This is a genomic window from Cobetia sp. PDI-23MA, from assembly GCF_059507735.1.
On sequence record NZ_CM183352.1, the window covers coordinates 2349982 to 2372613 of the forward strand.

Consider the following 22632-nt stretch of genomic DNA (forward strand, 5'->3'; position numbering starts at 1 on the left):
TCAACAATCGAGATGTTCTTTCAGCGTCAATGACAACTGAGTATCCCAACTTGGCAGCGAACAGCACAATGCCGCTTCCAACTTGCCCAACGCTAGACGAGAATTCAACGGGCGCGTTGCGGGCGTTGGGTAGTCAGCGGTCGGGATACCACCTAGCGTCTCTGGATTGATCGCCAAGGTTTCGCCCTGCTCGATGGCCATGCGGAAGATAGCTTGCGCAAAACCATGCCAGCTGGTCGTGCCTTGAGGCGCTAGATGATATAGCCCGCTAGCAATGTTCTGGCGCAGCGCTTCAGAGGTCAGCTGCGAAATCAAACGGGCCGGGGTCGGAGCGCCAATCTGGTCATTGACGATATTCAGCGTGTCACGCTCACGGCCCAGCTTGAGCATCGTCTTCATGAAATTGTTGCCACGCGCGGCATACACCCAGCTGGTACGGAACACCAGGTGGCGGCAGTCACTCGTCAGCACCGCTTCGTCGCCTGCCAGCTTGCTTTCCCCATAGACAGACAGCGGCGCTGTCGGGCTATCTTCGCTCCAGAATTGCTCACCATCTCCCGGATAGACGTAATCCGACGAGTAATGCACCAAGGTGGCGTTCAAGGCACTAGCCTTTTCAGCCAGCAAGGCGGGCAGCTCAGCATTCAGGCGTATGGCACCGTCACGCTCTGCCTCAGCCTTGTCAACGGCCGTCCAGGCGGCGGCATTCAAGATCAGCTGAGGCTGAAGCTCGTCCACATAGGCAGCGACTGCCTGCAAATCATTGGCATCGACTTCACTGCGACGCGGCGCTCGCACTTCACCAAAAGGCGCAAAGCTGCGTTGCAGCTCAAAGCCAACCTGGCCATTGCCGCCCAGAATCAGAATACGACCGAAGCTATTAGAAGACATCATCAGCTCCCGGCGCCCAGACGTTCACCCCGATAGCTGCCATCCTGCACACGCTGCCACCAATTCTCGTTGGCCAGATACCACTCGACCGTCTTGCGCAGTCCGGTCTCGAAGGTTTCCTGCGGCATCCAACCCAGTTCACGCTCGATCTTGGCAGCATCGATAGCATAACGCACATCGTGACCGGGGCGATCCGTCACGTATTTGATCAGGTCTTCATACTTGGCAATACCAGCCGGTTTCTGCGGCACTAGTTCTTCGAGCAGCGCACACAGTGTCTTAACGACTTCGATGTTCTGCTTCTCGTTATGGCCGCCAATGTTGTACGTCACGGCGATCTTCCCTTCGGTTGCGACCTTGATCAGTGCACGGGCATGGTCTTCCACATACAGCCAGTCACGTACCTGCTTCCCATCGCCATACACCGGAAGCGCCTTGCCAGCCAATGCATTCAAGATCATCAGCGGGATAAGCTTCTCGGGAAAATGGTACGGGCCATAATTATTGGAACAGTTAGTCACCAACGTCGGCAGGCCATAGGTACGCTGCCAGGCACGCACAAGGTGATCAGAGCTGGCCTTGCTCGCAGAATACGGCGAGCTGGGAGCATAGGCAGTCGTCTCGGTAAAGAGATCTTCCGGCCCTTCCAGATCGCCATACACCTCATCGGTGGAGATGTGGTGGAAGCGGAAGCCGGCGGCCTTCTCAACATCAGTCTCTTTCAAGCCCTTCCAATACTGACGTGCCGCTTCCAACAGCTGATAGGTACCAATGATGTTGGTCTCGATAAAATCAGCCGGGCCATCGATAGAGCGATCCACGTGGCTCTCGGCCGCTAGGTGCATCACGATATCCGGCTGGAATTCCGCGAAGACCGCTTTCATCTTCTCGCCATCGCAGATGTCAGCGTGCACGAAGTGATAGCGCTCGGAATCCGCGACTTCCGCCAGAGACTCGAGGTTACCGGCGTAGGTCAGTGCATCAAGATTAATAACTGTGTGTTGAGTGGACCGGATCAGTTCACGCACGACTGCAGAACCAATAAAGCCAGCACCGCCTGAAATTAGAACTGTATAAACCATAGACATTATAAACTCTCTAGCAGCTTATTATAATGGATAGAACGCACTTTCATGGAATCAACTATATGATGATCGGGTCCACAAGGGATAAAAGAATGGTCGATCCCATTAAGTGGTTCACCACACGATAATGCGTCATTTATATCAAAATAACCTAAGCCATGGTTATAGCATAAAGCTTTAAGCTCTTTATTATAGCTTACTACTGATTCATTCAACACACTATATTTCTCCAAGCTTTTTTTAAGTAACTCTAATTTATAATTATAGCTTTCACCTTTGTCAGTTATTATCTTTGCTATATATCTAGCCGAAAAAACTGGATCCTTGAGAACAGTTAAATTCAATCCTTTGACGACTATTTTTAAATTAGGATCTAGAGATGTTAGAAAACTAGACATAGAATCCAACATACGTTTTGAAAAATCATCCCTAGTAATAACTTCTCCCTTCTGTATCAATCTATAATAATAACCTAGTTCAAAATCTACTTGCCCAAAACTGAAGACCTGCACAGCATCAGAATCAATTCTCCCAAATATATCTTCAACAGTATTAAGTTTACTACTAGGTCTCGCTAAACCAATAACACTACCACCTCTATAAACATTTACATCTACAGAAAGATTTTTAAATTTTGGGTACAATCTTCTCATTTTAGGAGTAAGACGAAAGTAACTTGAATGAGAATCGCCATAAATTTGGAACTTCATAAAAATTGCTCCATATCTTCAGCCCAAGACTTTGGAACATATGAGAACTTATTTAAAACGTATTTATACTGCTCACTGAAGGATGTTACTAACACTTTTCTTTGCTTTGAAGTTAGTACATCTGTCGCTTTAGATTTGTTCACAACCTTAGAATAATCCGGATTGACCAAATCGATATTTAGAAAATTAGCGATCTTTCTCAATGACGTTTCAGTAAACAAGTTCTCGTAAAACTCATAGTGTACTTGATCTGAGTTAAAAACAGATTCTAAATTAGCAATTGTTTTTAAATAGTCCGACCTTAGTATATGATGTTCGTTACTCAAATTTTTTCTTATAACTTCACCAGAATCATTACTCCCATCTAGCAATTGATCGCCATAAGTAATAGAAGACCAAAAACGATCTGCTGGGTTGCGTAATAAAAAAATTACCTTTACATCTTCTCGTACATTAAGAGCTTTTATTCTCATGAATGTTTTTTTAGACAAAAAAGAATAAGAAGGTGTAAAATCACATACGATTTTTTCATCCCGGTTATCGAAAAATTTTTTGTAGTCAACATCATTGAGCATATTAACCCTTTGATAAGACTCAAGCAAAACCTTTTGATCTTTCTCTACTATATATTTATTTTTATGGTTTCTATGCAATACGTTTTTAATTTTTTTATTAAATTGATAGTCCCATCCACCAGAAAGATGACTGCAGTACTTAGCGTCCCAATAATGTAATTCTTTTATTTCGGGGACATATACATTAACATTATCGGACAAAATTTCTGAAAGCCAAGTGGTACCTGCTTTTTGTGCTCCAACACATATTAAAAAAGTACTCATTTAAAAAGATACTCCAATGTCATAACATCTTTCTTATTAATCATACCTTCACGTTGAGCGGGAATGGAATTGGACCATCCATCAAGAACAGCACCAAAATCAAATACACTTGCCCCTTTTTTATAAATCTCACAGGCATAGATTTTTCCTAATATGCCAGCCCCAACTAAAAACAAGTAACCATCATAATTTTTATTACTTATACTCTTTATTATATCTCTATAAACATGTGGATAATGAGTATTGGTTTTCTCACTCTTGCTCCAGTTTTCACTAGGAACTTTGATAAAAGTGATCTCTGTTAAGTTATCGAATGTATAGATGTCATTGAGAACATTATGATTCCAATATACAAATCCTAGTCTAGAATACTTACTTAAGAGCTTTTTAATACTTTTATTTTGTTGTATTGTATGATGCAAATTTGCTGAGCAAATAGGTTTGCGCTTTAAAAAATTTAAACCGAAGTTATCAATCAAAGATTGCCATAATAATTGACAATTCTTTGCATCGCTGGTTAGTGCACCATTTTCACTATTAGTGCATCGATGATAGCCAGGTAAGCCTAGTATGGTAGCTTGATTAATAGAGGAGATGAGCATACTTTTAATATGCATTATATCAGCATGTGTAAGCTGATGCTCGCCAAACCATATCCTTAGCTGCTTGTCAAGGGATTCATAATCCAAGTATTCAGGATAGGCGAGGAGCTTTGCCTCGCCATCTCCAAGCCTAAGTGCTAGAAAATTTATATTAAGAGTGGCGTCCGTTAACACTCTATTAATAGAATGAACGTCACTTTCTACATAATTTAGGAAGCATTCTTCGCTAGCGAATATATTCATTACAAGTGCTCTTTGTTAATTCTAGTGAGGCTTTATATCTTAACTTTAAGGCTTCGTACAGTTGACTATCTATAGTCGATATTTCTCCAAAGCTATTTGTTTTTTGCTTTACTAAACTAGAAGCCTTATCTTTGTCAAAGGGTACGCCTAAAAAAGAGGCGAGATTATCAATGAATACTTTTGGATTATTAACCAATCCTTCATAAGATAAAGTCAGTAAATTGTCAAAATGCTTACTATAATTTTTGAGAGCCTCTTCATACTCATTAAAACGGTCTTGTTGCTGAATCCAATGTGAATTACTTGCTATTTCTGCTTTAATGCCCGCACTGATATCAGGCACTTTTATTTTGCTGCTTTTACCATAATTCATCTTCAACTTATAAGCGGAAATAATCCTATCAACGGGATCTCTGACTATTAATATAATCTTAGTATCACCACCTAATATCTCTTTCATGTTTTTAATACCCTCTTCAGGCAATAACATGTACTCTGGAGTTATTTCTCCTAAATATGAATAATCTTGTAGACAAGGTCTGAATAGGTCTATATAGTCAATCTCATCAATGAAAGTATTCTTTAAGATTAAATTTGCTCTTATATAAGCACGATACTCTTTAGATAGCTTAAACTCTTCCTTATTAACTAGATTGCTTAATTCACGATCTAATTGTCGACTAGAAAAGTCGACAAGAGTATCTCTGCCTCTTAGTCCGTATTTAGTATCAAAGTAATGTAACTCTTTAATTCCGTGCATATAGATATTAGTACAGCTAGAAATCAATTTATGCAACATAGTAGATCCAGCTCGTTGAGAGCCAATTCCAATAACAAATTTATTCACAATAATCCTTATATATTTTAGATAAAATGTTTGCTTGGATAGTAGAATATATCAAAGGTGATTCTTTAGAGTGTTTTTTATACTTGCTAGAGTTTACACTATGCAAAACCTTTAACAGATCAGCAACACACGGATTTATAACAAAACCTTCGCTAACATTTTCACCAATACCACCTAAACTTGATGCTACTATCCAGCAGCCACAGGCTGCTGCCTCGCGTGTTACAAGCCCAAAGCTCTCGGGCCAGGTAGATGGTGCAAACAACACATCGATCTGACGATAAATATCGACCACTTTGTCTTGACTGGCACGTCCAATGAATCTGACTGGTACATTTCCCCAGTATTGGCGTGATTCATAGCCTTCTTCTTTGGAGTGGTCTACCACCAGAAACTCCATGTTACTTGGCTGTGCTTCCATGACGGCTTGCTTGAGCAGGAAATATCCCTTGTGTTCTGCCATCCCCCCCACGTGTCCACCGACTACTCGTTTGGTATAAGACGTATTTTTGGACTCCCAGGGCAAGTCATCAGAGATACCGTTAGGCGTTACTTCGATGTCAGCGATATCATTCTTGCGGTAGATATCGGCAAAGGCATTGGAGACTGTGAGAACCCTATGAGCGCTACTCAGCAGACCCTTCAGATACAGCTTACGCTCTACTGAGGCTTCTTGCGTGACGCTAGGCGGTAGATCGATAGTCGCGAAGGGGTCCGGATGTCCATCTGGGTATACCGTGCCCTCATGATCTACCAGGAATTGGAAATCAGAAATCCACCACGCATCATGTGCCGTCACGATGTAAGGTATCTTGGCGTCACGCGCGGCTTCCACGACAGAGCCTGTCAGGCGCTGTACACAATGGAAGTGAACCATGTCAGGCTGTTCACACTCCAGGAATTCGGTGAACATCTGATGCATGCGCTCATCCTTGGCATGCCAGTCCATGTTCTCACGCCAAAGCGTCGTTGTACGGTAAACACGAACTCCCTCATGTTGATACATGCTCAGTTGATGAGGTGTGCGACACTCACTATCCGCGGTAAACACGACCAATTCGAAGTCGTCACCGTAATGCTTGCACAGCGCCTTGAAATTGTCGTCTACCACACGGGTAGCACCACCGATAGATTGAGGTGGGAAGAAGACATTGACGAGGGCAATCTTGCGTTTCTTGCGAACCAGAACGATTTGCCCGTCCCCATCGTCGACATGGCTGGCACTGTCCATCAAGCGATTGGCGTGGTATTCCAAGCCAGAGACAAGTTGGCTACCCAGTACCTCGAGAGAATATTCATCGCGCGTACGTTGTTGAGCTGCCTTGCCCATTGCATGGCGTAGTGATTTGTCTTCAACCAAGCGAGTAATCGCAGATTCCCAATCATCTGCAGTCACCGCCAGGAAAGCATCTTCCCCATCGCGAATCACGTCGCGGTAGTTCTGCGTGCTACTGACCACAGAAGGGACGCCATGACATGCCGCCTCAAACCATTTCAGTTCGGATTTGCATTCATTCATGACATCGTCATGCAGGACCGCCAGATTGATATCTGCGCGACGCAACAGCGACCAATAGCCCTGAACACTTTTCAAAGGAGGTATCAAGGAGAGTTGATCAGCGAAACGCTCAGTGAAGGATTTGGGTAGCTTCAGGTAGCCTACGACGACAAGGCGCAGGTGTGGATATTGATCGAGAAGCTTCACAATCGCCGGTAACGCAAGATCCATGAAATCCTGATTGTGCGCTTGTGTCCCGCTTCCATAAAAAATATCGAGTGTCTTCTTGGGAGAATCCAACGGCTGACTGAACTCATTAAGACTATCCAGTCCGTTGCGATGCAACATACATTCTTTGCCAAATACCAGTTGGGCAAGTCGCTCTTTCAACGGTTCTGTGGATGCTAAGCCAAGACGACAGTGACGTGCAGCCGCGTGGAACAGGGCCATGCCACGCGTGAGTTCCTGGTACGTCTCCAGAGAGACATAGCCTCCATAGCTGGCAAGCGCCGGAGGGTAGACAGGGTCAAAGATCAGGTCGTCTATTTCGTAGATGCTGAGCTTACCTACGGCATTGGTTTGGGCCATGGCCTTCAGAATTTTTGGCATGGCCGGCACACGGTAGAAAATGACAACGTCATGCGTGGCTAATGCCTCAGCATGCTGATCGATCTCGAGCCAGTTAATTGCGGTCACCTCCTTACCAACGGCTTCCAGCTGCTCGACTTTTTGATTGATGCGGTAGCGCTCGCACTGCGCAACATGATAGTCGCCAACGATCAAGATTCTGTCGAGGTTGAGGCTCGGCAAGGTGACAGGATTTTCGCTTGTTCCGCAGGCGCGCAAGTAGGCGTCGTAGACAACATCACTAAAGGCATCAAATGCCCTGACAAGTTCCTCTCGGTTGCCCTGACCCACGTAGCTCAATAGCGCAGGGAATACGTTATTCCAGGCCTCTTCTGCAAACTCATCGAGCTTTTCATGTTGAAAAGTGAAGTCTCCATAAGCTTCCAACCCTTCCGCAAGACTGGTCAGTGCTTTTTCATATTGTTGAAGCCTGGCCAGACAAGTCGCTCTATTGAAATAAAGCCATTTGGGCGGATTACTCAAAGCCTTTGCAGAATTGTAGTAACCTAATGCAATTCTATTATGACCTTGATCTAGGTAAAGATTACCCAACAACTCCAGACTAGCTGAGAGGCTATGGAATGAATTAGAGCTTTCCAGTAGCTTTTTCGCTTTAATCTTGTCGCCAATCTCAAGATAGTACCTTGCTATTCGGAGATAAAATTCTGCATTTTTCTGGTTATCTTCGTAAAATGAGACAGGAGCATTGATTTCTGCAGAAAATGCTCCCAACACATCCTTGAGCGTCACATCAATACCTAGCGTAGAATTCAACTGACAAATTGTCGCATAGTCAAAATCATGTGAGGCAATGATTTCTGGATAACCTTGGCTCTTCAGCCATTGCGAGAGAGTTGCAATCCTGCCCTCTTTCTCTCCAAACATATCATAATGTTTTGAGAGTTTCTTTTCTTTATGAAATTGAGTCTTTTCCAGGTCCGGATAAAAAGCACAATAAAAGGCATCATCGAAAGGTTTCTTTAAAATCATATCTTGCATCTGATTAGATTTTTTGAAACTAGGCAAAATTTCCTTATCCGGACTGTCAGTTACCATACTGGTAGAATTTTCTTTGACATTAATACCATCAGCTTCCAACATCAAGCTCTTAGCATGATCACCAGAGCAAACTCTTCCTTCTGGTTTACCGTAATTATGCCAATGATTGATGACTTGGGCATCGGTCATCAACTTTAGATCATGATAACGTGATTTATAATACTGTACATCAAGTGCATATCCTGTGATAACTTGATCTTTATTAAAATTAGTTCCCTTGATCGACATTTTATAATCCTTGCTCAATCACGATGATCTTTAACAATAAGTACCAGCATGCTAAATATGAACCCGAGGAATATCATCACTAGGCCAAAGACTGTGACATTATAGAGTCGCTCAGGCTGTTCAGGATATTCTGGCAGTATCGGGCTTTGCAGAATACTGACTTGCTTGAGTTTTCGCGCAGCTTCTATTCGCGTGTTTTCCAGTGCCGCTAAGGCATTGGAGTATGACTGCTTGGCAAAATCTGCACGCAATTGCAAGGTCTCGTATTGACTAGAAACACTGTTGAGTGCGTTGCCAGATTGGCGCGCAAGACGCTCTTTTTCCAAATCGATCTGCTGCTTGATCGCATTTATTTCACTTTCTATGCGTACCATGTCACTGGAGCGACCGCTCTGATAACTGGCCAAGGCACTCTTGCGCGCCTTATATGTCGCCAATTGGGCTTCCAGGGTGGAGACAACGGTATTGAGACTTTCGACCGTCTGCGTCGGAGACACCAGGCCATTCTTATTTTGATAATCCAGCAGATCTTGGCGCGATTGCTCAAAGTTCACTTCCAGCAAGCTCACCTGCTTGTCGAGAAACTCCACTTGGTCTTCTGCGAGGCGTTGTCCCATCTGGTTCATATGGCGCTCACCCTCCTTCAGTAGAAGTTGAGCGAATTGCTGAGCAAACTCTGGCGTCCAGGCTTGGACTTCTATATTCAGCACACCGGCATATTCATCCATCTCGACATTGATGCGCTTGAGATAATAATCATGCAACTCTTCAATGGGAGCTTCTGCATCGCCCAATCGTGCAAAGAAGTCACCGTGTTGGCTATAGTGTCTTCTGAAATCGAGCTTATCCTGCACTTTCTTGAGCATATCAACACTCATCAGATATTCACGCAACAGCAGAAGGTCACTGTCGGTCTGATTTCCTGATAACAATGATCCAAAGCTGACTTCACTTGCACCGCTCAGCTGAGGGCTTTCAAGCACCACCGTCGCCTTAGAAACATAGCGATCATCTGCCCAAGCTAGCCAGTAGAAGCCGACCACCACGATGGAGAACAGAACGACAGCCCATTGTGGATAACGTTTAATAAATGACGTCATGCGTATTCTCACTAATGAAGCGCGCTAGTTGAGCCCAGCGACATTGAAAGGAAAGGCCTTTGTTTCGCAGCCATAATTGACTTAGGGAGTCTTGATTTTTCGTGATTCTATTTCTTCCCGAACTTCGCGCAGTACTTCATGAGCAGCAAGCAATTTATTAGTATAGTATTGTTTCTCGCTAACCTGCATTTTATCCGCCTCTTCCTTAGCAAGCTTAGCTTTATCAACATTACTTCGGTACCTTGACCTAAGGTTTTCCAGCTCGAGAAGTGTCAATTTACTAAACGAAGATTTATCGCTGTCTTCGTGATACCTTCCGATAGCGTCTTCAATATTACCAAACCATTCAGCTTTACCATTATTCAGATAAATGCCAGCTTGACATAAATCTTTCAAAATACTTTCGCTGTGTGATACCATGATAAGGCTAGCCTCTCCTACTTTATCCTTAAACGCTTTCGATGCCTTAGCCTTAAAAGCTCTATCACCTACTGAAGTTGCCTCATCTGACAAGTAAACATCAAAATCAAAAGCTAACGATAAACCGAAATTAAGACGAGCACGCATACCAGAGGAATAAGTGCGAATCGGCTCATCAAAGGCTGGGCCGATTTCTGCAAAATCTTGGACTTTCTCGATGATGCTGTTGATGTCGTATTCTGTGCCATGCAACCGTGCCACAAATTTGACATTTTGACGGCCTGTCATGCTGCTTTGCAGGCCTGCGGCAAGCCCTATCGGCCAAGACACCTTGGAATGACGGATCACACGACCCTTTTGCGGCGTATCCATCCCGGCGATCAAGCGGAGCAAGGTCGATTTTCCTGCACCATTGGCACCGAGCAAGCCCACACTGATGCCGCTTGGAATGGTTAAGTTGATATTCTTCAACACCCACTGATCATCACTCTGACTATAGTGGGATTGATAGAAACGCTTGTAGAGACCCAGGATTTCAATCATTGGCTTTTCAGAAGCTCCTTAAACCGAATATGCATCAAAAGCCCCAATGCCAAGCTGGATAGTATCCATGTAAAGAAATAGGTCAAACTAGTACCGTGGACTACCTGATAGCCACCAAAGAAGCCATGACGAATGTACTCGAGTCCATGCACTATAGGATTAAGCATCAAATATTCCAGTAGATAATGCGGTAAACTATTCAGTGGCAGGATGACTCCAGACAGGATAAGCAATGGCATGTTCACCATGCGTACGATCTTGCTCACCTCTGGCACCAAGGTTCCCAATACGGAAGTGACAAGCCCCAGCCCCAGCCCGAACAACCAGAGTGATAGCCAGCCTCCAATAGCCTGATAAGCGTTATCAGGCCGAAAGTCCGTATCGAGCATCAAGCCACCGAGTATGAATAATAGGAAAATGAAGGTTCTGATTAAGCCATCAAGAGCATTACGCACAAGAACACCATCGACCGGATGCACCTGACGATAGGCAAACAGGGCCTTATTAGCATTAATGGCCCCCAGTCCCTGTTGCATTCCTTCACGTATGAGAAAGAAGCCCATCATTCCGACCAGCATCCAGGGGATGAAGGGCGCATTTATTATAAGGTTACCACTAGACAAAAAGCTTCTAATCGAAATCATTATAAGCATTAATGCGGCTGGCTCCGCAATCATCCAAAACCAGCCCATACGATCAGTCATAGTGCGTCCGATGGCTTCACGCATAAACATGGCGAACCAGACACTTCGCGTCACAGCCCAGGCGGAGCGGGATTTGGTTTTTTTATCCAGATCACCTTCAGAGCTATCAATTGATTTATATATCTCTCTAGACATATTAGAGATCCAGTGCGACTTTAGTAGCAACCGCCACTTGATAAAGTATCTGGGTGATACTTGTTGCAAGCTGTAAATTCATAGTAGGGACACTAGGAAGTACTAAAACTTCATCGCCAGCTCTCAAATCTACATCTTCAGCGTTTCTTACCGCTCCGTTACGTCTTACCACAAGGACTTGATCTTCATTAGCTCTACTTGTAAACCCACCAGCGTTTTTAATATAGTCTGTAACAGAATATCCTTGACTATATACCACTGCTTGAGGCACAAGAACCTCGCCACTTACTAAGACTGCATCACTGACTTCAGGCAATGTCACGATATCGCCATCCTGTAAGCGCACATCAGCGATATGCCCATCTCCACGAGATAGTACCAACGTTCCTGATGGCTCAACTTCCTTTGCTTTTTTAACAAACTCTTTGATTAGCTGTGCTTGAGTAACTCGAGCTTGCAATTCTTCTGTGGAAGAAGACTCAGCACCAAGGTAAGTTGTTTCCAGCCTTTCCAGACTTGCTTCTAAAGCTTCAGCCTGTTGTTCCTTGACACTCTCACGACGGATGGAAACGCTCTGATAATCGGTCAGCCCTTTGGGCACCCCGACGGCATTGAGCAGTTCACCCAGGTGGGCATCGCGCGGCAGTGCATAGCGCGACGGGCCATAGAAGCTGCCTTCCAGCTGCACGACGATGGTCTCGTCACGCTGGTCGGCACTGAACAGCACTTCATCACCAGCGCGCACATCAGCAGCGCGGAATTCGGTCACAGGCAGATAGCGTGAGATGGGACCGTCGGGACGAGAGCCCCGCAGCAGCACGTGAGAGACACCCGACTTGAGGCGCGCCAGGTTCAGTACGTCCTCGCCACTCAGGGGCGAGTCGGTGAGTTCATAGCGGTAATCACGCTCGACATCCCCGACTACGCTAATCGCCGGGCCACGCTCTGCAACGACGACGGTATCCCCATCGCGGAACTGCGGACGAGCGATCTCGCCGTTAACCAGGAAGTTATAGAGATCGACCGTATTGATGACGCGGCCATTGCGCTTGATCTTGATCTTGCGGTAGCTGCCCAGTGCCTGATCGATGCCACCTGCCTGGTCGAGAAAATACAGCATGGAGTCGTTCGGGGTGCCGGCGTAGCGGCCCGGGTTCTTGACATACCCAGTGACGAAGACGCCCACCGGCTGCACGCCCTGCAGGTTGGTGTAGACGCTGACGTTTTCGGGATACACCTCTTGAATAGCGCTACGTACCTTGCCGTCCAATTGGGCATTGGTAATGCCCTGCACCCTCACGGGACCGATGCCCGGCAGGAAGATGTTGCCCTGCGCGTCGACAGGCAGCACGGACTCCATCTCGACCCCACCCCAGACGCGCAGGGTGATCTGGTCACCCGGCTTGATGGTGTAGCTGCTATTCAAGCCATCAGCCATCATGCCTCGGAAACCACCTGTAAACAGGTTCTCTCCAAAGGGAGGCAGATAATCCACGTCTTTTTTCTCATCCGCATTAAGTGGCCCATAAGTACCGCTGCGCCAGTCAGCACGTGCAGAGTCCTGTACATCGTCCGTCTTTTCAGGAACTTTATCAGCTTGGTCTTCACTAGCCAGAATAGAGCCACCATCGAGACCAACAGCAAAGACTGGAGTCGCATTCAGGCACGCTACCGCCACCAGGCACCCGGCCCGGAGAAAGAATCTGGAAATTTTCATCGGGCTAAGCCCCTCGTAGTGCAAAAATAGTGCAGTGTTGATCAGAAATAACAATGCCAGTCACGCCAACCTGCTCCCTGTCGCCGTCGGCTCATACCGAACCGCGGTGCAGACCTCTACCGCCCCTCTTCCAGCAGGCCGGTCACCAACCGCTGGGTCACCCAAGTGCCTTCACCAGCCTGGCCGTCATTGCTGGTCCGACACGCCAGTTCCTTGCTGGGTAGATCACGCTGATTGGAGACCGTCAGCTCGCGACAGATACGCCCGCTGGCCGCGAAGTAGCGCTCATGGGCGACTATTTCGACGTTGCTGCCCCAGGGGCTGGTCGGCACGGCAATCACACTGCCGGGGGCCGCGCTGTCGAGAAATGACGAGACATCCGCCGGCAGCGACGCAGCGCCGGTCAGGTTAGCCAGATTGGTGCTGCCGGCACCGGTAGATTCCGGATAGGAGGTCGCGCAACCGGTGATGGCCAGTGCCAGGCCTGTCACTGCCACGAGACGCACGACATGCGGCAAGCGCTGTTTGAATCGGGATAAAGTCATATGGGAGTCCTGGAACTGCAAACGCCCCCGCCTGGCGGCGGGGGCGGATCGGTGCGAATGAATCAGCCGATGACGTTGTAGTGCTTGAGCTGGCTGACCAGCTTGAGCGCGGTCTGCTCGAGACTCAGCTCACCGGTGTTGATCTCGATTTCCGGGTTCTCCGGTGCTTCGTACGGAGAGCTGATGCCGGTAAAGTCACTGATCTCGCCAGCACGTGCCTTGCGATACAGCCCCTTCGGATCACGCTCTTCGCACACACTGATCGGCGTATTCACGAAGACTTCGATGAACTCGTCGGAACCGACCATGTCACGCACGGTCTGGCGGTCTGCTTGGAACGGCGAGATGAAGCTGACCAGCGTGATCATCCCGGCATCGACCATCAACTTGGAGACTTCGCCGACGCGACGGATGTTTTCTGCGCGGTCGTCTTCGCTGAAGCCAAGATCACCACACAGACCGTGACGCACATTGTCACCATCCAGCAGATAGGTGTTGTAGCCCATCGCAAACAACTGACGTTCCAGCGCGTTGGCGGCAGTGGATTTGCCGGCACCGGACAGGCCGGTGAACCAGATGATGCACGGCTTCTGCTTATTGCGATCGGCGCGACGCTGCTTGGTGACCGCCATGTCGTGCCACACGATGTTGCTAGCGCTCAGAGTCTCCTTGACCATGCCCGCACCGATGGTGATGTTGGACAGGCGGTCGATGAACACGAAGCTGCCGGTATGCGGCGAGCGCTGGTAGCTGTCCATGGCCAGCGGCTGGGTCAGTTCGACCTGCACACGGGCGATGCCATTCAGCGGGATGTCCTCGGCTTCGTTGCGCGCCATGGTGTTGACGTCGGTCTGGTGGATGATACGACCGACACGACCGATGACACTGGAAGTCCCAAGCTTCAGCTCATATTCCTTACCGACGACCAGCGGGTTCTCGTGCATCCACACCACATCTGCGGTGAAGGCGGTACACGGCACCATGTCGGAATTGGACGCGACAATCATGTCTCCACGCGAGATATCGATCTCATCGGCCAGAGTCAACGTGATGGCCTGCCCCGGCCAGGCGATATCGAGGTCGCCATCGAAGGTGACGATACGCTCGACCGTCGACGTATTGCCGGACGGCAGCACCTTGATCTTCTGACCCGGCGTGACGGTACCGGCGGCCAGGGTGCCGCAGTAGCCACGGAAGTTGAGGTTGGGACGATTGACGTACTGCACCGGGAAGCGCGTGTCGGTCAGGTTGCTGTCTTCGGTGACATCGACGGTCTCGAGGATGTCCATCAGCGGACGCGCTTCATAGGTAGCGTCGTCATACCACGGCGTGTGCTCGCTGATAGAGACGACGTTGTCCCCTTCCAGCGCGGACAGCGGTACGAAGCGGATGTCTGGGACTTCCAGGTCCTTGGCAAACTCCTTGTAGTCCGCGACGATCTCGTCGAAGCGTTCCTGGGAGTAGTCGACAATATCCATCTTGTTGACCGCGACCACCAGGTGCTGGATGCCCAGCAACGAGCAGATGTAGCTGTGACGGCGGGTCTGGGTCTGCACGCCGTAACGGGCATCGATCAGGATGATCGCCAGGCTTGCAGTGGAAGCCCCTGTGGCCATGTTGCGGGTGTACTGCTCGTGCCCCGGGGTATCGGCAATGATGAACTTGCGCTTGTCGGTCGAGAAGTAGCGGTAGGCGACATCGATGGTGATGCCCTGCTCACGCTCGGACTGCAGGCCATCGACCAGCAGCGCCAGGTCAACCTTGCCGGTGGTGCCGCTCTTCTTGGAATCCCGGGTGATGGCGGCCAGTTGATCTTCATAGATCATCTTGGAGTCGTGGAGCAGACGACCGATCAGGGTCGACTTGCCGTCATCCACGCTGCCGCAGGTGATGAAACGAAGCAGATCTTTCTGCTCGTGTTCCTTGAGATAGGCTTCGATATTTTCCGCGATCATCGTCGACTGGTGTGACACTGTCATTCTCCCTAAACGAGGCCTATCCGGCGCGAGCGTCTTGGGACGCTTCCAGCACTACGGACATCCCTCGGCCTGTCAATTTCGTTGAGTCTTACTTTCCTTGAAGCACGCCACCGCCGTTGCCGGCGACAGAGCCGGGTACCTAGCCCGTGGCCTAGAAATAGCCTTCGCGTTTCTTCTTCTCCATCGAGCCCGCTTGGTCGTGATCGATGGCACGCCCGGAGCGCTCGCTGGTGCGTGTCAGCAGCATTTCCTGGATAATTTCCGGCAGGGTCGCAGCAGTGGATTCCACAGCGCCGGTCAGCGGGTAGCAACCCAGGGTACGGAAACGCACGGATTTCATTTCCGGCACTTCGCCTTCGGCCAGTGGCAGGCGGTCGTCGTCGACCATGATGTCGAGGCCATCACGCTTCACCACCGGACGTACGGCGGAGTAGTACAGCGGCACGATCTTGATGGACTCGAGATAGATGTACTGCCAGATGTCCAGCTCGGTCCAGTTGGAGAGCGGGAAGACGCGGATGGACTCGCCCTTGTTGATCTTGGAGTTGTAGATGTTCCACAGCTCCGGACGCTGGTTCTTCGGGTCCCAACGGTGGTACTGATCGCGAAAGGAGTAGACACGCTCCTTGGCCCGCGAGGCTTCCTCGTCACGACGTGCGCCACCGAAGGCGGCATCGAAGCCATGCTTGTCGAGCGCCTGCTTGAGGCCGGCGGTCTTCATGATGTCGGTGTACTTGGCACTGCCGTGATCGAACGGGTTGATACCCGCGGCCACACCGTCGTGGTTGATGTGCTCGATCAGCTCCATGCCGACTTCCGCGGCCATCTCATCGCGGAACTTGATCATTTCCTGGAATTTCCAGGTGGTATTGACGTGCATAAGCGGGAACGGCGGCACGCCCGGCGCAAAGGCCTTGCGCGCCAGGTGCAGCATGACGGCGGAGTCCTTGCCGATGGAGTACAGCATGACCGGGTTGGAGAACTCGGCGGCGACTTCACGAATGATGTGTATGGACTCGGCCTCAAGCTGCTTGAGGTGAGTCTGACGTTCTGGTGTGATGCCGAGTTTTTCGGCCGTGGATGATGCAGTCATTTCAGGTTCCTTGAGATCACTCTGCTAATTGTTCCTGCCCTCTCCACTTGCAGGCGCTGCTGCATACCTTGAAGAGGCCCATGTATCCTTGACATGAGACTGACATCTTTAGAGGTCAGTCATGTGACGACAGTACTGAACTGCGAGAATACAAATTTCTAACATTCCCCCCAAGGCGCGGCTGGCTTGGCACAGACGATGAAATAGGGGTTGAGCACGCTATCATGTTGGTTGTAGCGCAGTGCCTGACGGGTCTCGGCATTCAGCACCTGGCCACCGGCGGCTTCGACCACCGCATGCGCGGCACCGGTATCCCATTCACAGGTCGGGCCGAGGCGCGGGTAGAGATCTGCCGCCCCTTCCGCGACCAGGCACAGTTTCAGCGAGCTGCCCATGGCGATGATATCGCAGGCAGCAAAGCCGGCGACGAACGCCTTGAAATCTTCCGTCTGGTGAGAACGGCTACCGACAATGCGCCAGCTATCGGTGCTGCTTGGGACCTCACTGACCACAATGGTCTCGCGTTCACCATCGCCAACCTGCTTCTCGGCGATGGAAGCCTGGCCGCCCCCTTGCTGTGCCCCAACGTAGAGCGTCTCAATAGCCGGCGCATAGACGACACCCATTGTTGGCACGCCGTGCTCGATCAGCGCGATGTTGACGGTGAATTCGCCATTGCGCTTGATGAACTCCTTGGTGCCATCCAGCGGATCGACCAGCCAGTAACGAGCCCATTCACTGCGCACGTCCCAGCTGATACCTGCGTCTTCTTCGGACAGGATCGGTGTAGCGCCGAATTCGATATCCATAGCCTTCAACCCGTCGACGATGACAGCATGTGCTGCTCGATCTGCCGTGGTCAGCGGAGAGTCGTCCGATTTCATATCGACAGTGAAGTCACCGCTCTCATAGATCTCCATGATGGCAGCACCCGCACTACGAGCAATCGACTCGAGAGCGGTCAACATCGGGCGTGTGTTACCTATGCTTGTCGCGTCTGTCATGTGCCTTCCTGTCCCCATGTAATGTCTTTCTTTGAACCGTACCCTACTGTCGCCAGCGTAACCCATTGAGGTCTGCTGACTTGCGACGGCTGTAAACGACGGTATCTTTGGCAGGTGTCTGTACTCATCTGAGACCCAATAGCCGACTCTCTTGCCCATCCATCATGGAGAAGCAATAAGCTTGCCATTGCCTCTACCAACCCACACTTAATCTACCCAGTAAACGGCCAGATCATCGGGATCAGGGTAACCGACGTCACCCCGACAATGAGGCTCATTGGTAGGCCGACCTTCATGTAATCGGCCACTCTGTACCCCCCCGGCCCCATCACCATCAGGTTGGTCTGATAGCCCAGCGGGGTGAGGAAACTGGCCGAGGCCGCGAACATGATGGCAATCGCATAGGGCATCAATGAGACCCCCAGCTGCTCGCTAACAGCCATGGCGATCGGAAACATCAACACGGCGGCGGCGTTGTTGGTGATGATCTCGGTAAAGAGCGTCGTGGTGAGATAGACGAGTGCCAGCATCAGCAACGGCGAGCCGCCGCCCAGCTGCATAAGCTGGTCCGCCACCAACTGGGCCGCACCACTGTCGGTCATCGCCTGCCCCAGCCCCAAGGCAGCAGCAATGACGACCAGCACGCTACCATCGATGCTGGCGCGCGCCTGTGAGGCAGGGAGACAACCGGTGAAGACCATCAGAATGGCGGCCGCCACCGCCGCCTCGACCAGCTCGGCCATGCCCGCCAGGTGCGTGATGATCATCAGGCTCATAATGGCAAGTGCGGTGGGAGCCTTGGTCAGATTGGGCATGCCATTGCCATCCAGCGTACTGACCAGCAGGAATTCGCGGTTATAACGGTGCAGACGCGTGAAATCGGCAGCAGCTTCCAACAACAGGGTGTCGCCAGGACGCAGCACGATGTCACCCACCTTGCTGTTGATGCGCTCACCATCACGTGACACGGCGAGAATCACGGATTGGTAGCGAGTACGGAAACGCGCTTCACGTACATTCATACCGACCACGGGGGAGCTTGGGGCGATGACGGCCTCGACCATACGGCGCTGGTGATGGTCCAGGTCCAGCCCTGCGGCGTCACTCTCAAGGCCTCGGACAACACGCACTTCATGCGCCGTATCTGCCACGCCGACGAAGATGAGACGATCACCAGACTGGAGCATGGTATCAGGGCCGACCATGGACAGCAGCTTGCCGGAACGTTCTATCTCGGCCAGATAACCGAATTGAAGACTGCGCAGGCCTGCCTCTTCGATACTCTTGTCGTGCAACGGCCCCTTGTCGGCCACCCGCATGGCCACGGAATACTCGCGACCATTGCCAAGCTGCTCGACCAACCCCTTGCGCTGGGGCAGGAAACGCCACCCGACAAGCACCATCCATAGGGTGCCAATAATAAGGACAGGGACACCCAGCGCAGAGATATCAAAGATGCCGAGCCCAGGCAGGTTAGCCTGAGATTGCAGCAGGCCATCGACGACCAGATTGGTACTAGTACCGATCAGAGTGCAGGTGCCGCCAAGAATAGCGGCATAGCTCATAGGCATCAGGAGACGCGAAGGCGAGATTTTCATACGCGCACACCACCCCTGAACCAAGCCGATGAAGAGTGCGACGACAGGTGTGTTGTTCAAAAAGGCGCTGAGCAGCGAGGTGATCGGCATCAGGCGTGCCAGTGCAGAAGAGGGAGAGCTGGGGCGCCCGAGCAGACGCTCGAGCATCCAGCGCAGCGCACCGGTTTCCTGCACGCCAGCGGCGACCACGAAAAGGGCACCGATAGTCATGATGCCCGGATTGGAGAATCCAGCCAGGAAGGTTGCCGGAGAAATGATGCCCAGCAGGATCAACGACACGGCAGCGGCCATCATCAGCCACTCCGCCGGCCAACGATTCCATACAAGCCCTGCCAACACTCCAACCGTCACCACCAAGGTGACAAAAGCATCCATGTGCTGCGCGATTTCCATCTAGTAGCGTTCCCTTGGCGTCCTGCCGCTTCTTCTGGTCAACCCCTGCGATTCACGCTCATATGAAGCTCAAGCATTAATGAAAATTCATCGCAGAGCATAACACTTTAGCAGTAAAGCTATTACTGCTGAAGCGTGTAGTGAAAAAGCTGACTAACAAAATAAAGCACAGGCTAATCATTTCCCTGCTACCAATGTCGCAAGCAAATACTTGATTGAATTCGTTCGTCACTTTGCGTACTTTCCCTATTTGCGGACTCTGAGTCAACGGTCTCGCGCAACAGCCTCACTAGGCGTGCTGAGTATCACGAGCAAGCAGTCACTTTTCTTATCTGAAACGGACACCCTGCATGCTGAAGGCGGCAATGAACCAAGGACGGGAGCTTATCATGCGCGCTCTGCCCTGCGCCTCTCACGCTCGGTACGGATCACAAGATGTCGTGAACGACGCGACCTCTGAGGCATCACTCTGCTTTTCTGCAGGTATTTATCGCCAACCACATCTTGCCTGCTTCATTCCCGAGTTGCTGCCACTGACAAAAAGGCGTACGCCTCTTTCATGTCAGAAAAATGACAACTCACTCACCTTCAAGAATTTATCTTTCACTGCCAAGCGACGTGCCCCGACAGGCACACTGAGCAAAAAAAATGTAGGAAAAGAACAACATCCTGCACCAGCGATAAATGGCACTGCTTCCCTGACAGAAACTGGGGCATCGAAAGGAATAAATACTGCGCCAGAATTCGTGGGCCAGACATCCTTGAAAAGAATCAAGCGTGTCATCGGCTGGGGACATAAACCCACGGCAAAGCGCGCGCGCCAATATGCGCTTGAACATGGACTGCCCTACGTAGCATTGGAGGATGGCTTCCTACGTTCTCTGACCTTGGCAAGCGCCGGTTACCCTGGCATAGCGATGGTGGTCGATCATCAGGGCATCTATTACGATGCGCGCCAACCGAGCGATCTCGAGCAACTGATCAATGAAGCGCCGACGCGTCAGGGAGAGGCACTGCTGACTCGGGCGCGCGCGGCTATCGAAAGCCTGCATAAGCATCGCTTGAGCAAGTACAACCATGCACCAGAGCGCAAGCTGCCAGCCCGAAAGCCCGGTGTGCAGCGACTTCTGGTCGTGGATCAGACCGCCGAGGATGCGTCTATCATTGGTGGGATGGCCAACCCGGAGACCTTCCTTGCCATGCTGAGAGAGGCCTGCGCTATCAAGGGAGTCGAGGTGTGGGTCAAGGTGCACCCTGATGTAATCGCCGGCAAGAAGCGCGGGTACCTACTGGATGAGGCACGCAAGCTGAACTGCACCCTCTTGAGTGACGACATCAATCCTTGGTGCCTGTTCGAACAGATTGATGGCGTTCATGTCGTGACCAGCCAGCTTGGGTTCGAGGCCCTGATGGCAGGCTTGCCGGTGACCTGCCATGGCATGCCGTTCTATGCTGGCTGGGGCCTGACGGATGATCGACAGCAATGCTCACGTCGCGGCATCTCGCGTACGCTTGAGCAGGTATTTGCCGCGGCCTATCTCGAATACAGCCGCTATGCCAACCCCTATACCCACCAGGCCTCGTCGCTCGAAGAGATCATTCAGTTATTGGCGGATCAAAAGCGCCAAGCCGAGAGATTGGCGGGTCACTGGGTAGCGCCAAGTTACTCGCGCTGGAAGCGCAAGTTCCTGCCCAGCTTCCTGGGGCCATTGGCGCACTGCGACTTCGTCAAAAGCGATGCCATCGCACTGCAAAAGCTGCAAAAGACAACTGGTGTCACCACCGCTCATGAACCGCAAGCCATGTCGCAGCGCGAACAAAAGGTCCAACAACCTGCTCGGGTGCTGAGCTGGGCGAGCCGAACCACAACACAGTTAGAGACCTCCGTCATTGCACAAGGGGGCGCTCTGTGGCGAATCGAAGACGGCTTCTTACGCTCAGTGGGCCTGGGGGTGGATCTCACGCGGCCACTTTCGTTGATCTTCGACCCGCTCGGCATGCATTTTGACGCCAGTCGCTCAAGCACACTGGAGCAGTGGCTGATGCATCATGATTTCACCGATGCCGAGCTAGTCCGCGCACGCCAATTACGCGAGCGCCTGATCACGTTGGGATTGAGCAAGTACAATTCGGAAGGTGATGAATTGCCGGACCTTCGCGCGATGGCCAAGGGCCGTGACGTGATATTGGTCGTCGGCCAGGTGGAGTCAGATGCCTCGATACGTCATGCGTGTCCCGGGATACGGACCAATCAGGCTTTGCTTGAGGCGGCGCGGAAATTGCACCCTGAAAGCTACGTGATCTATAAACCGCATCCCGACGTTGTCACAGGGGGGCGTAGTGGCGAGGTGGCGATTGAAGGCGGGACGTACGATCTCGAATTGACCACCGGCAATATCAGTCGGTTATTTGAGCAAGTGGATCACGCACACACGCTCTGCTCGCTCGCCGGCTTTGAAGCCCTGATACGAGGTGTGCCCGTCACGACCCATGGCCTGCCCTTCTATGCTGGCTGGGGGCTGACTAATGACCTTGTCAAGTGTCCAAGGCGAACTCGGCACTTGAGTGTGGATGCCCTAGTGGCTGGCGCTCTGATCGAGTATCCCGTGTATGTGGCCCCTGAGCACGGTCACTTATGCAATGCCGAGACAGTCGTCACGATTTTGGAACAACAACGTGACAAGCTTCGCAGAGGTACTTTGAAGCCAGCATTGCCTTGGAAAACCCGTCTTTATCGAGGCTATCGCGCCTTATTCATCGGGAAGCATTGAA

The 22632-nt window shown here is 50.6% G+C and carries 17 protein-coding genes; 1 reads left to right on the top strand and 16 read right to left on the bottom strand.

Annotation, left to right across the window (positions count from 1 at the left end; all coding sequences use genetic code 11):
- The 16 genes from rfbD to AC5WNJ_RS10050 form a co-directional block, all read right to left on the bottom strand.
- Nucleotides 1-894, bottom strand: a complete 894-nt coding sequence (gene rfbD / locus AC5WNJ_RS09975) for a dTDP-4-dehydrorhamnose reductase (RefSeq protein WP_495929524.1) — start codon at nt 892-894, stop codon at nt 1-3.
- The gene (gene rfbB, locus AC5WNJ_RS09980) at nt 894-1979 is read right to left on the bottom strand and encodes a dTDP-glucose 4,6-dehydratase (protein WP_495929526.1); all 1086 of its coding nucleotides are present in this window, start codon (nt 1977-1979) and stop codon (nt 894-896) included. The genes rfbD and rfbB overlap by 1 nt, the downstream gene beginning before the upstream one ends.
- Entirely contained in the window at nt 1979-2686 is a 708-nt protein-coding gene (locus tag AC5WNJ_RS09985; RefSeq protein ID WP_495929528.1) for a hypothetical protein, read from the bottom strand. Before AC5WNJ_RS09985 ends, rfbB begins: the two co-directional genes overlap by 1 nt.
- Entirely contained in the window at nt 2683-3525 is an 843-nt protein-coding gene (locus AC5WNJ_RS09990) for a sulfotransferase domain-containing protein (RefSeq protein WP_495929530.1), read from the bottom strand. The genes AC5WNJ_RS09985 and AC5WNJ_RS09990 overlap by 4 nt, the downstream gene beginning before the upstream one ends.
- Nucleotides 3522-4370 (bottom strand): GT-D fold domain-containing protein, encoded by an 849-nt coding sequence (locus AC5WNJ_RS09995; protein ID WP_495929532.1) that lies wholly within the window; start codon nt 4368-4370, stop codon nt 3522-3524. The genes AC5WNJ_RS09990 and AC5WNJ_RS09995 overlap by 4 nt, the downstream gene beginning before the upstream one ends.
- Entirely contained in the window at nt 4354-5217 is an 864-nt protein-coding gene (locus AC5WNJ_RS10000; protein ID WP_495929534.1) for a sulfotransferase, read from the bottom strand. The genes AC5WNJ_RS09995 and AC5WNJ_RS10000 overlap by 17 nt, the downstream gene beginning before the upstream one ends.
- Entirely contained in the window at nt 5210-8629 is a 3420-nt protein-coding gene (locus tag AC5WNJ_RS10005) for a glycosyltransferase (protein ID WP_495929536.1), read from the bottom strand. The genes AC5WNJ_RS10000 and AC5WNJ_RS10005 overlap by 8 nt, the downstream gene beginning before the upstream one ends.
- 14 nt (nt 8630-8643) lie before the next feature.
- Nucleotides 8644-9729, bottom strand: a complete 1086-nt coding sequence (locus AC5WNJ_RS10010) for a KpsE/RkpR family capsule polysaccharide export protein (RefSeq protein WP_495929538.1) — start codon at nt 9727-9729, stop codon at nt 8644-8646.
- Nucleotides 9730-9810: 81 nt separating this feature from the next.
- Nucleotides 9811-10692: an ABC transporter ATP-binding protein gene (locus AC5WNJ_RS10015; RefSeq protein WP_495929540.1), complete on the bottom strand. Its 882-nt coding sequence runs from the start codon at nt 10690-10692 to the stop codon at nt 9811-9813.
- A complete protein-coding gene (locus tag AC5WNJ_RS10020; RefSeq protein ID WP_495929541.1) occupies nt 10689-11531 on the bottom strand; it encodes an ABC transporter permease in 843 nt (280 codons plus the stop codon). Before AC5WNJ_RS10020 ends, AC5WNJ_RS10015 begins: the two co-directional genes overlap by 4 nt.
- A gap of 1 nt (nt 11532) precedes the next feature.
- The gene (locus AC5WNJ_RS10025) at nt 11533-13248 is read right to left on the bottom strand and encodes a polysaccharide biosynthesis/export family protein (RefSeq protein WP_495931039.1); all 1716 of its coding nucleotides are present in this window, start codon (nt 13246-13248) and stop codon (nt 11533-11535) included.
- Nucleotides 13249-13364: 116 nt separating this feature from the next.
- The gene (locus AC5WNJ_RS10030) at nt 13365-13793 is read right to left on the bottom strand and encodes an RT0821/Lpp0805 family surface protein (protein ID WP_495929543.1); all 429 of its coding nucleotides are present in this window, start codon (nt 13791-13793) and stop codon (nt 13365-13367) included.
- 62 nt (nt 13794-13855) lie between these two features.
- On the bottom strand, nt 13856-15772 hold the full coding sequence (gene cysN / locus AC5WNJ_RS10035) for a sulfate adenylyltransferase subunit CysN (RefSeq protein WP_495929545.1): 1917 nt from the start codon (nt 15770-15772) through the stop codon (nt 13856-13858).
- A gap of 151 nt (nt 15773-15923) precedes the next feature.
- Nucleotides 15924-16865, bottom strand: coding sequence for a sulfate adenylyltransferase subunit CysD (gene cysD, locus AC5WNJ_RS10040; RefSeq protein WP_495929547.1), 942 nt, complete (start codon nt 16863-16865; stop codon nt 15924-15926).
- 158 nt (nt 16866-17023) lie between these two features.
- A complete protein-coding gene (cysQ, locus tag AC5WNJ_RS10045) occupies nt 17024-17869 on the bottom strand; it encodes a 3'(2'),5'-bisphosphate nucleotidase CysQ (protein ID WP_495929549.1) in 846 nt (281 codons plus the stop codon).
- Between the two features lie 212 nt (nt 17870-18081).
- Entirely contained in the window at nt 18082-19842 is a 1761-nt protein-coding gene (locus AC5WNJ_RS10050) for a sodium:proton antiporter (protein WP_495929551.1), read from the bottom strand.
- A gap of 407 nt (nt 19843-20249) precedes the next feature.
- Between AC5WNJ_RS10050 and AC5WNJ_RS10055 the strand changes: the two genes are divergently transcribed.
- Nucleotides 20250-22631, top strand: coding sequence for a capsule polysaccharide biogenesis protein (locus AC5WNJ_RS10055; protein WP_495929553.1), 2382 nt, complete (start codon nt 20250-20252; stop codon nt 22629-22631).
- The last annotated feature ends 1 nt before the right edge of the window (nt 22632 follow it).

Bases quoted from the DNA above. Each gene is read 5' to 3' on its own strand.
- AC5WNJ_RS10030 (WP_495929543.1), bottom strand. From the start codon at position 13,793: ATGACTTTATCCCGATTCAAACAGCGCTTGCCGCATGTCGTGCGTCTC.
- AC5WNJ_RS10005 (WP_495929536.1), bottom strand. From the start codon at position 8,629: ATGTCGATCAAGGGAACTAATTTTAATAAAGATCAAGTTATCACAGGA.
- AC5WNJ_RS10010 (WP_495929538.1), bottom strand. From the start codon at position 9,729: ATGACGTCATTTATTAAACGTTATCCACAATGGGCTGTCGTTCTGTTC.
- AC5WNJ_RS10055 (WP_495929553.1), top strand. From the start codon at position 20,250: ATGCGCGCTCTGCCCTGCGCCTCTCACGCTCGGTACGGATCACAAGAT.
- AC5WNJ_RS10050 (WP_495929551.1), bottom strand. From the start codon at position 19,842: ATGGATGCTTTTGTCACCTTGGTGGTGACGGTTGGAGTGTTGGCAGGG.
- rfbD (WP_495929524.1), bottom strand. From the start codon at position 894: ATGATGTCTTCTAATAGCTTCGGTCGTATTCTGATTCTGGGCGGCAAT.
- cysD (WP_495929547.1), bottom strand. From the start codon at position 16,865: ATGACTGCATCATCCACGGCCGAAAAACTCGGCATCACACCAGAACGT.
- AC5WNJ_RS09990 (WP_495929530.1), bottom strand. From the start codon at position 3,525: ATGAGTACTTTTTTAATATGTGTTGGAGCACAAAAAGCAGGTACCACT.
- AC5WNJ_RS09985 (WP_495929528.1), bottom strand. From the start codon at position 2,686: ATGAAGTTCCAAATTTATGGCGATTCTCATTCAAGTTACTTTCGTCTT.
- AC5WNJ_RS09995 (WP_495929532.1), bottom strand. From the start codon at position 4,370: ATGAATATATTCGCTAGCGAAGAATGCTTCCTAAATTATGTAGAAAGT.
- cysN (WP_495929545.1), bottom strand. From the start codon at position 15,772: ATGACAGTGTCACACCAGTCGACGATGATCGCGGAAAATATCGAAGCC.
- AC5WNJ_RS10020 (WP_495929541.1), bottom strand. From the start codon at position 11,531: ATGTCTAGAGAGATATATAAATCAATTGATAGCTCTGAAGGTGATCTG.
- AC5WNJ_RS10015 (WP_495929540.1), bottom strand. From the start codon at position 10,692: ATGATTGAAATCCTGGGTCTCTACAAGCGTTTCTATCAATCCCACTAT.
- AC5WNJ_RS10025 (WP_495931039.1), bottom strand. From the start codon at position 13,248: ATGAAAATTTCCAGATTCTTTCTCCGGGCCGGGTGCCTGGTGGCGGTA.
- rfbB (WP_495929526.1), bottom strand. From the start codon at position 1,979: ATGTCTATGGTTTATACAGTTCTAATTTCAGGCGGTGCTGGCTTTATT.
- cysQ (WP_495929549.1), bottom strand. From the start codon at position 17,869: ATGACAGACGCGACAAGCATAGGTAACACACGCCCGATGTTGACCGCT.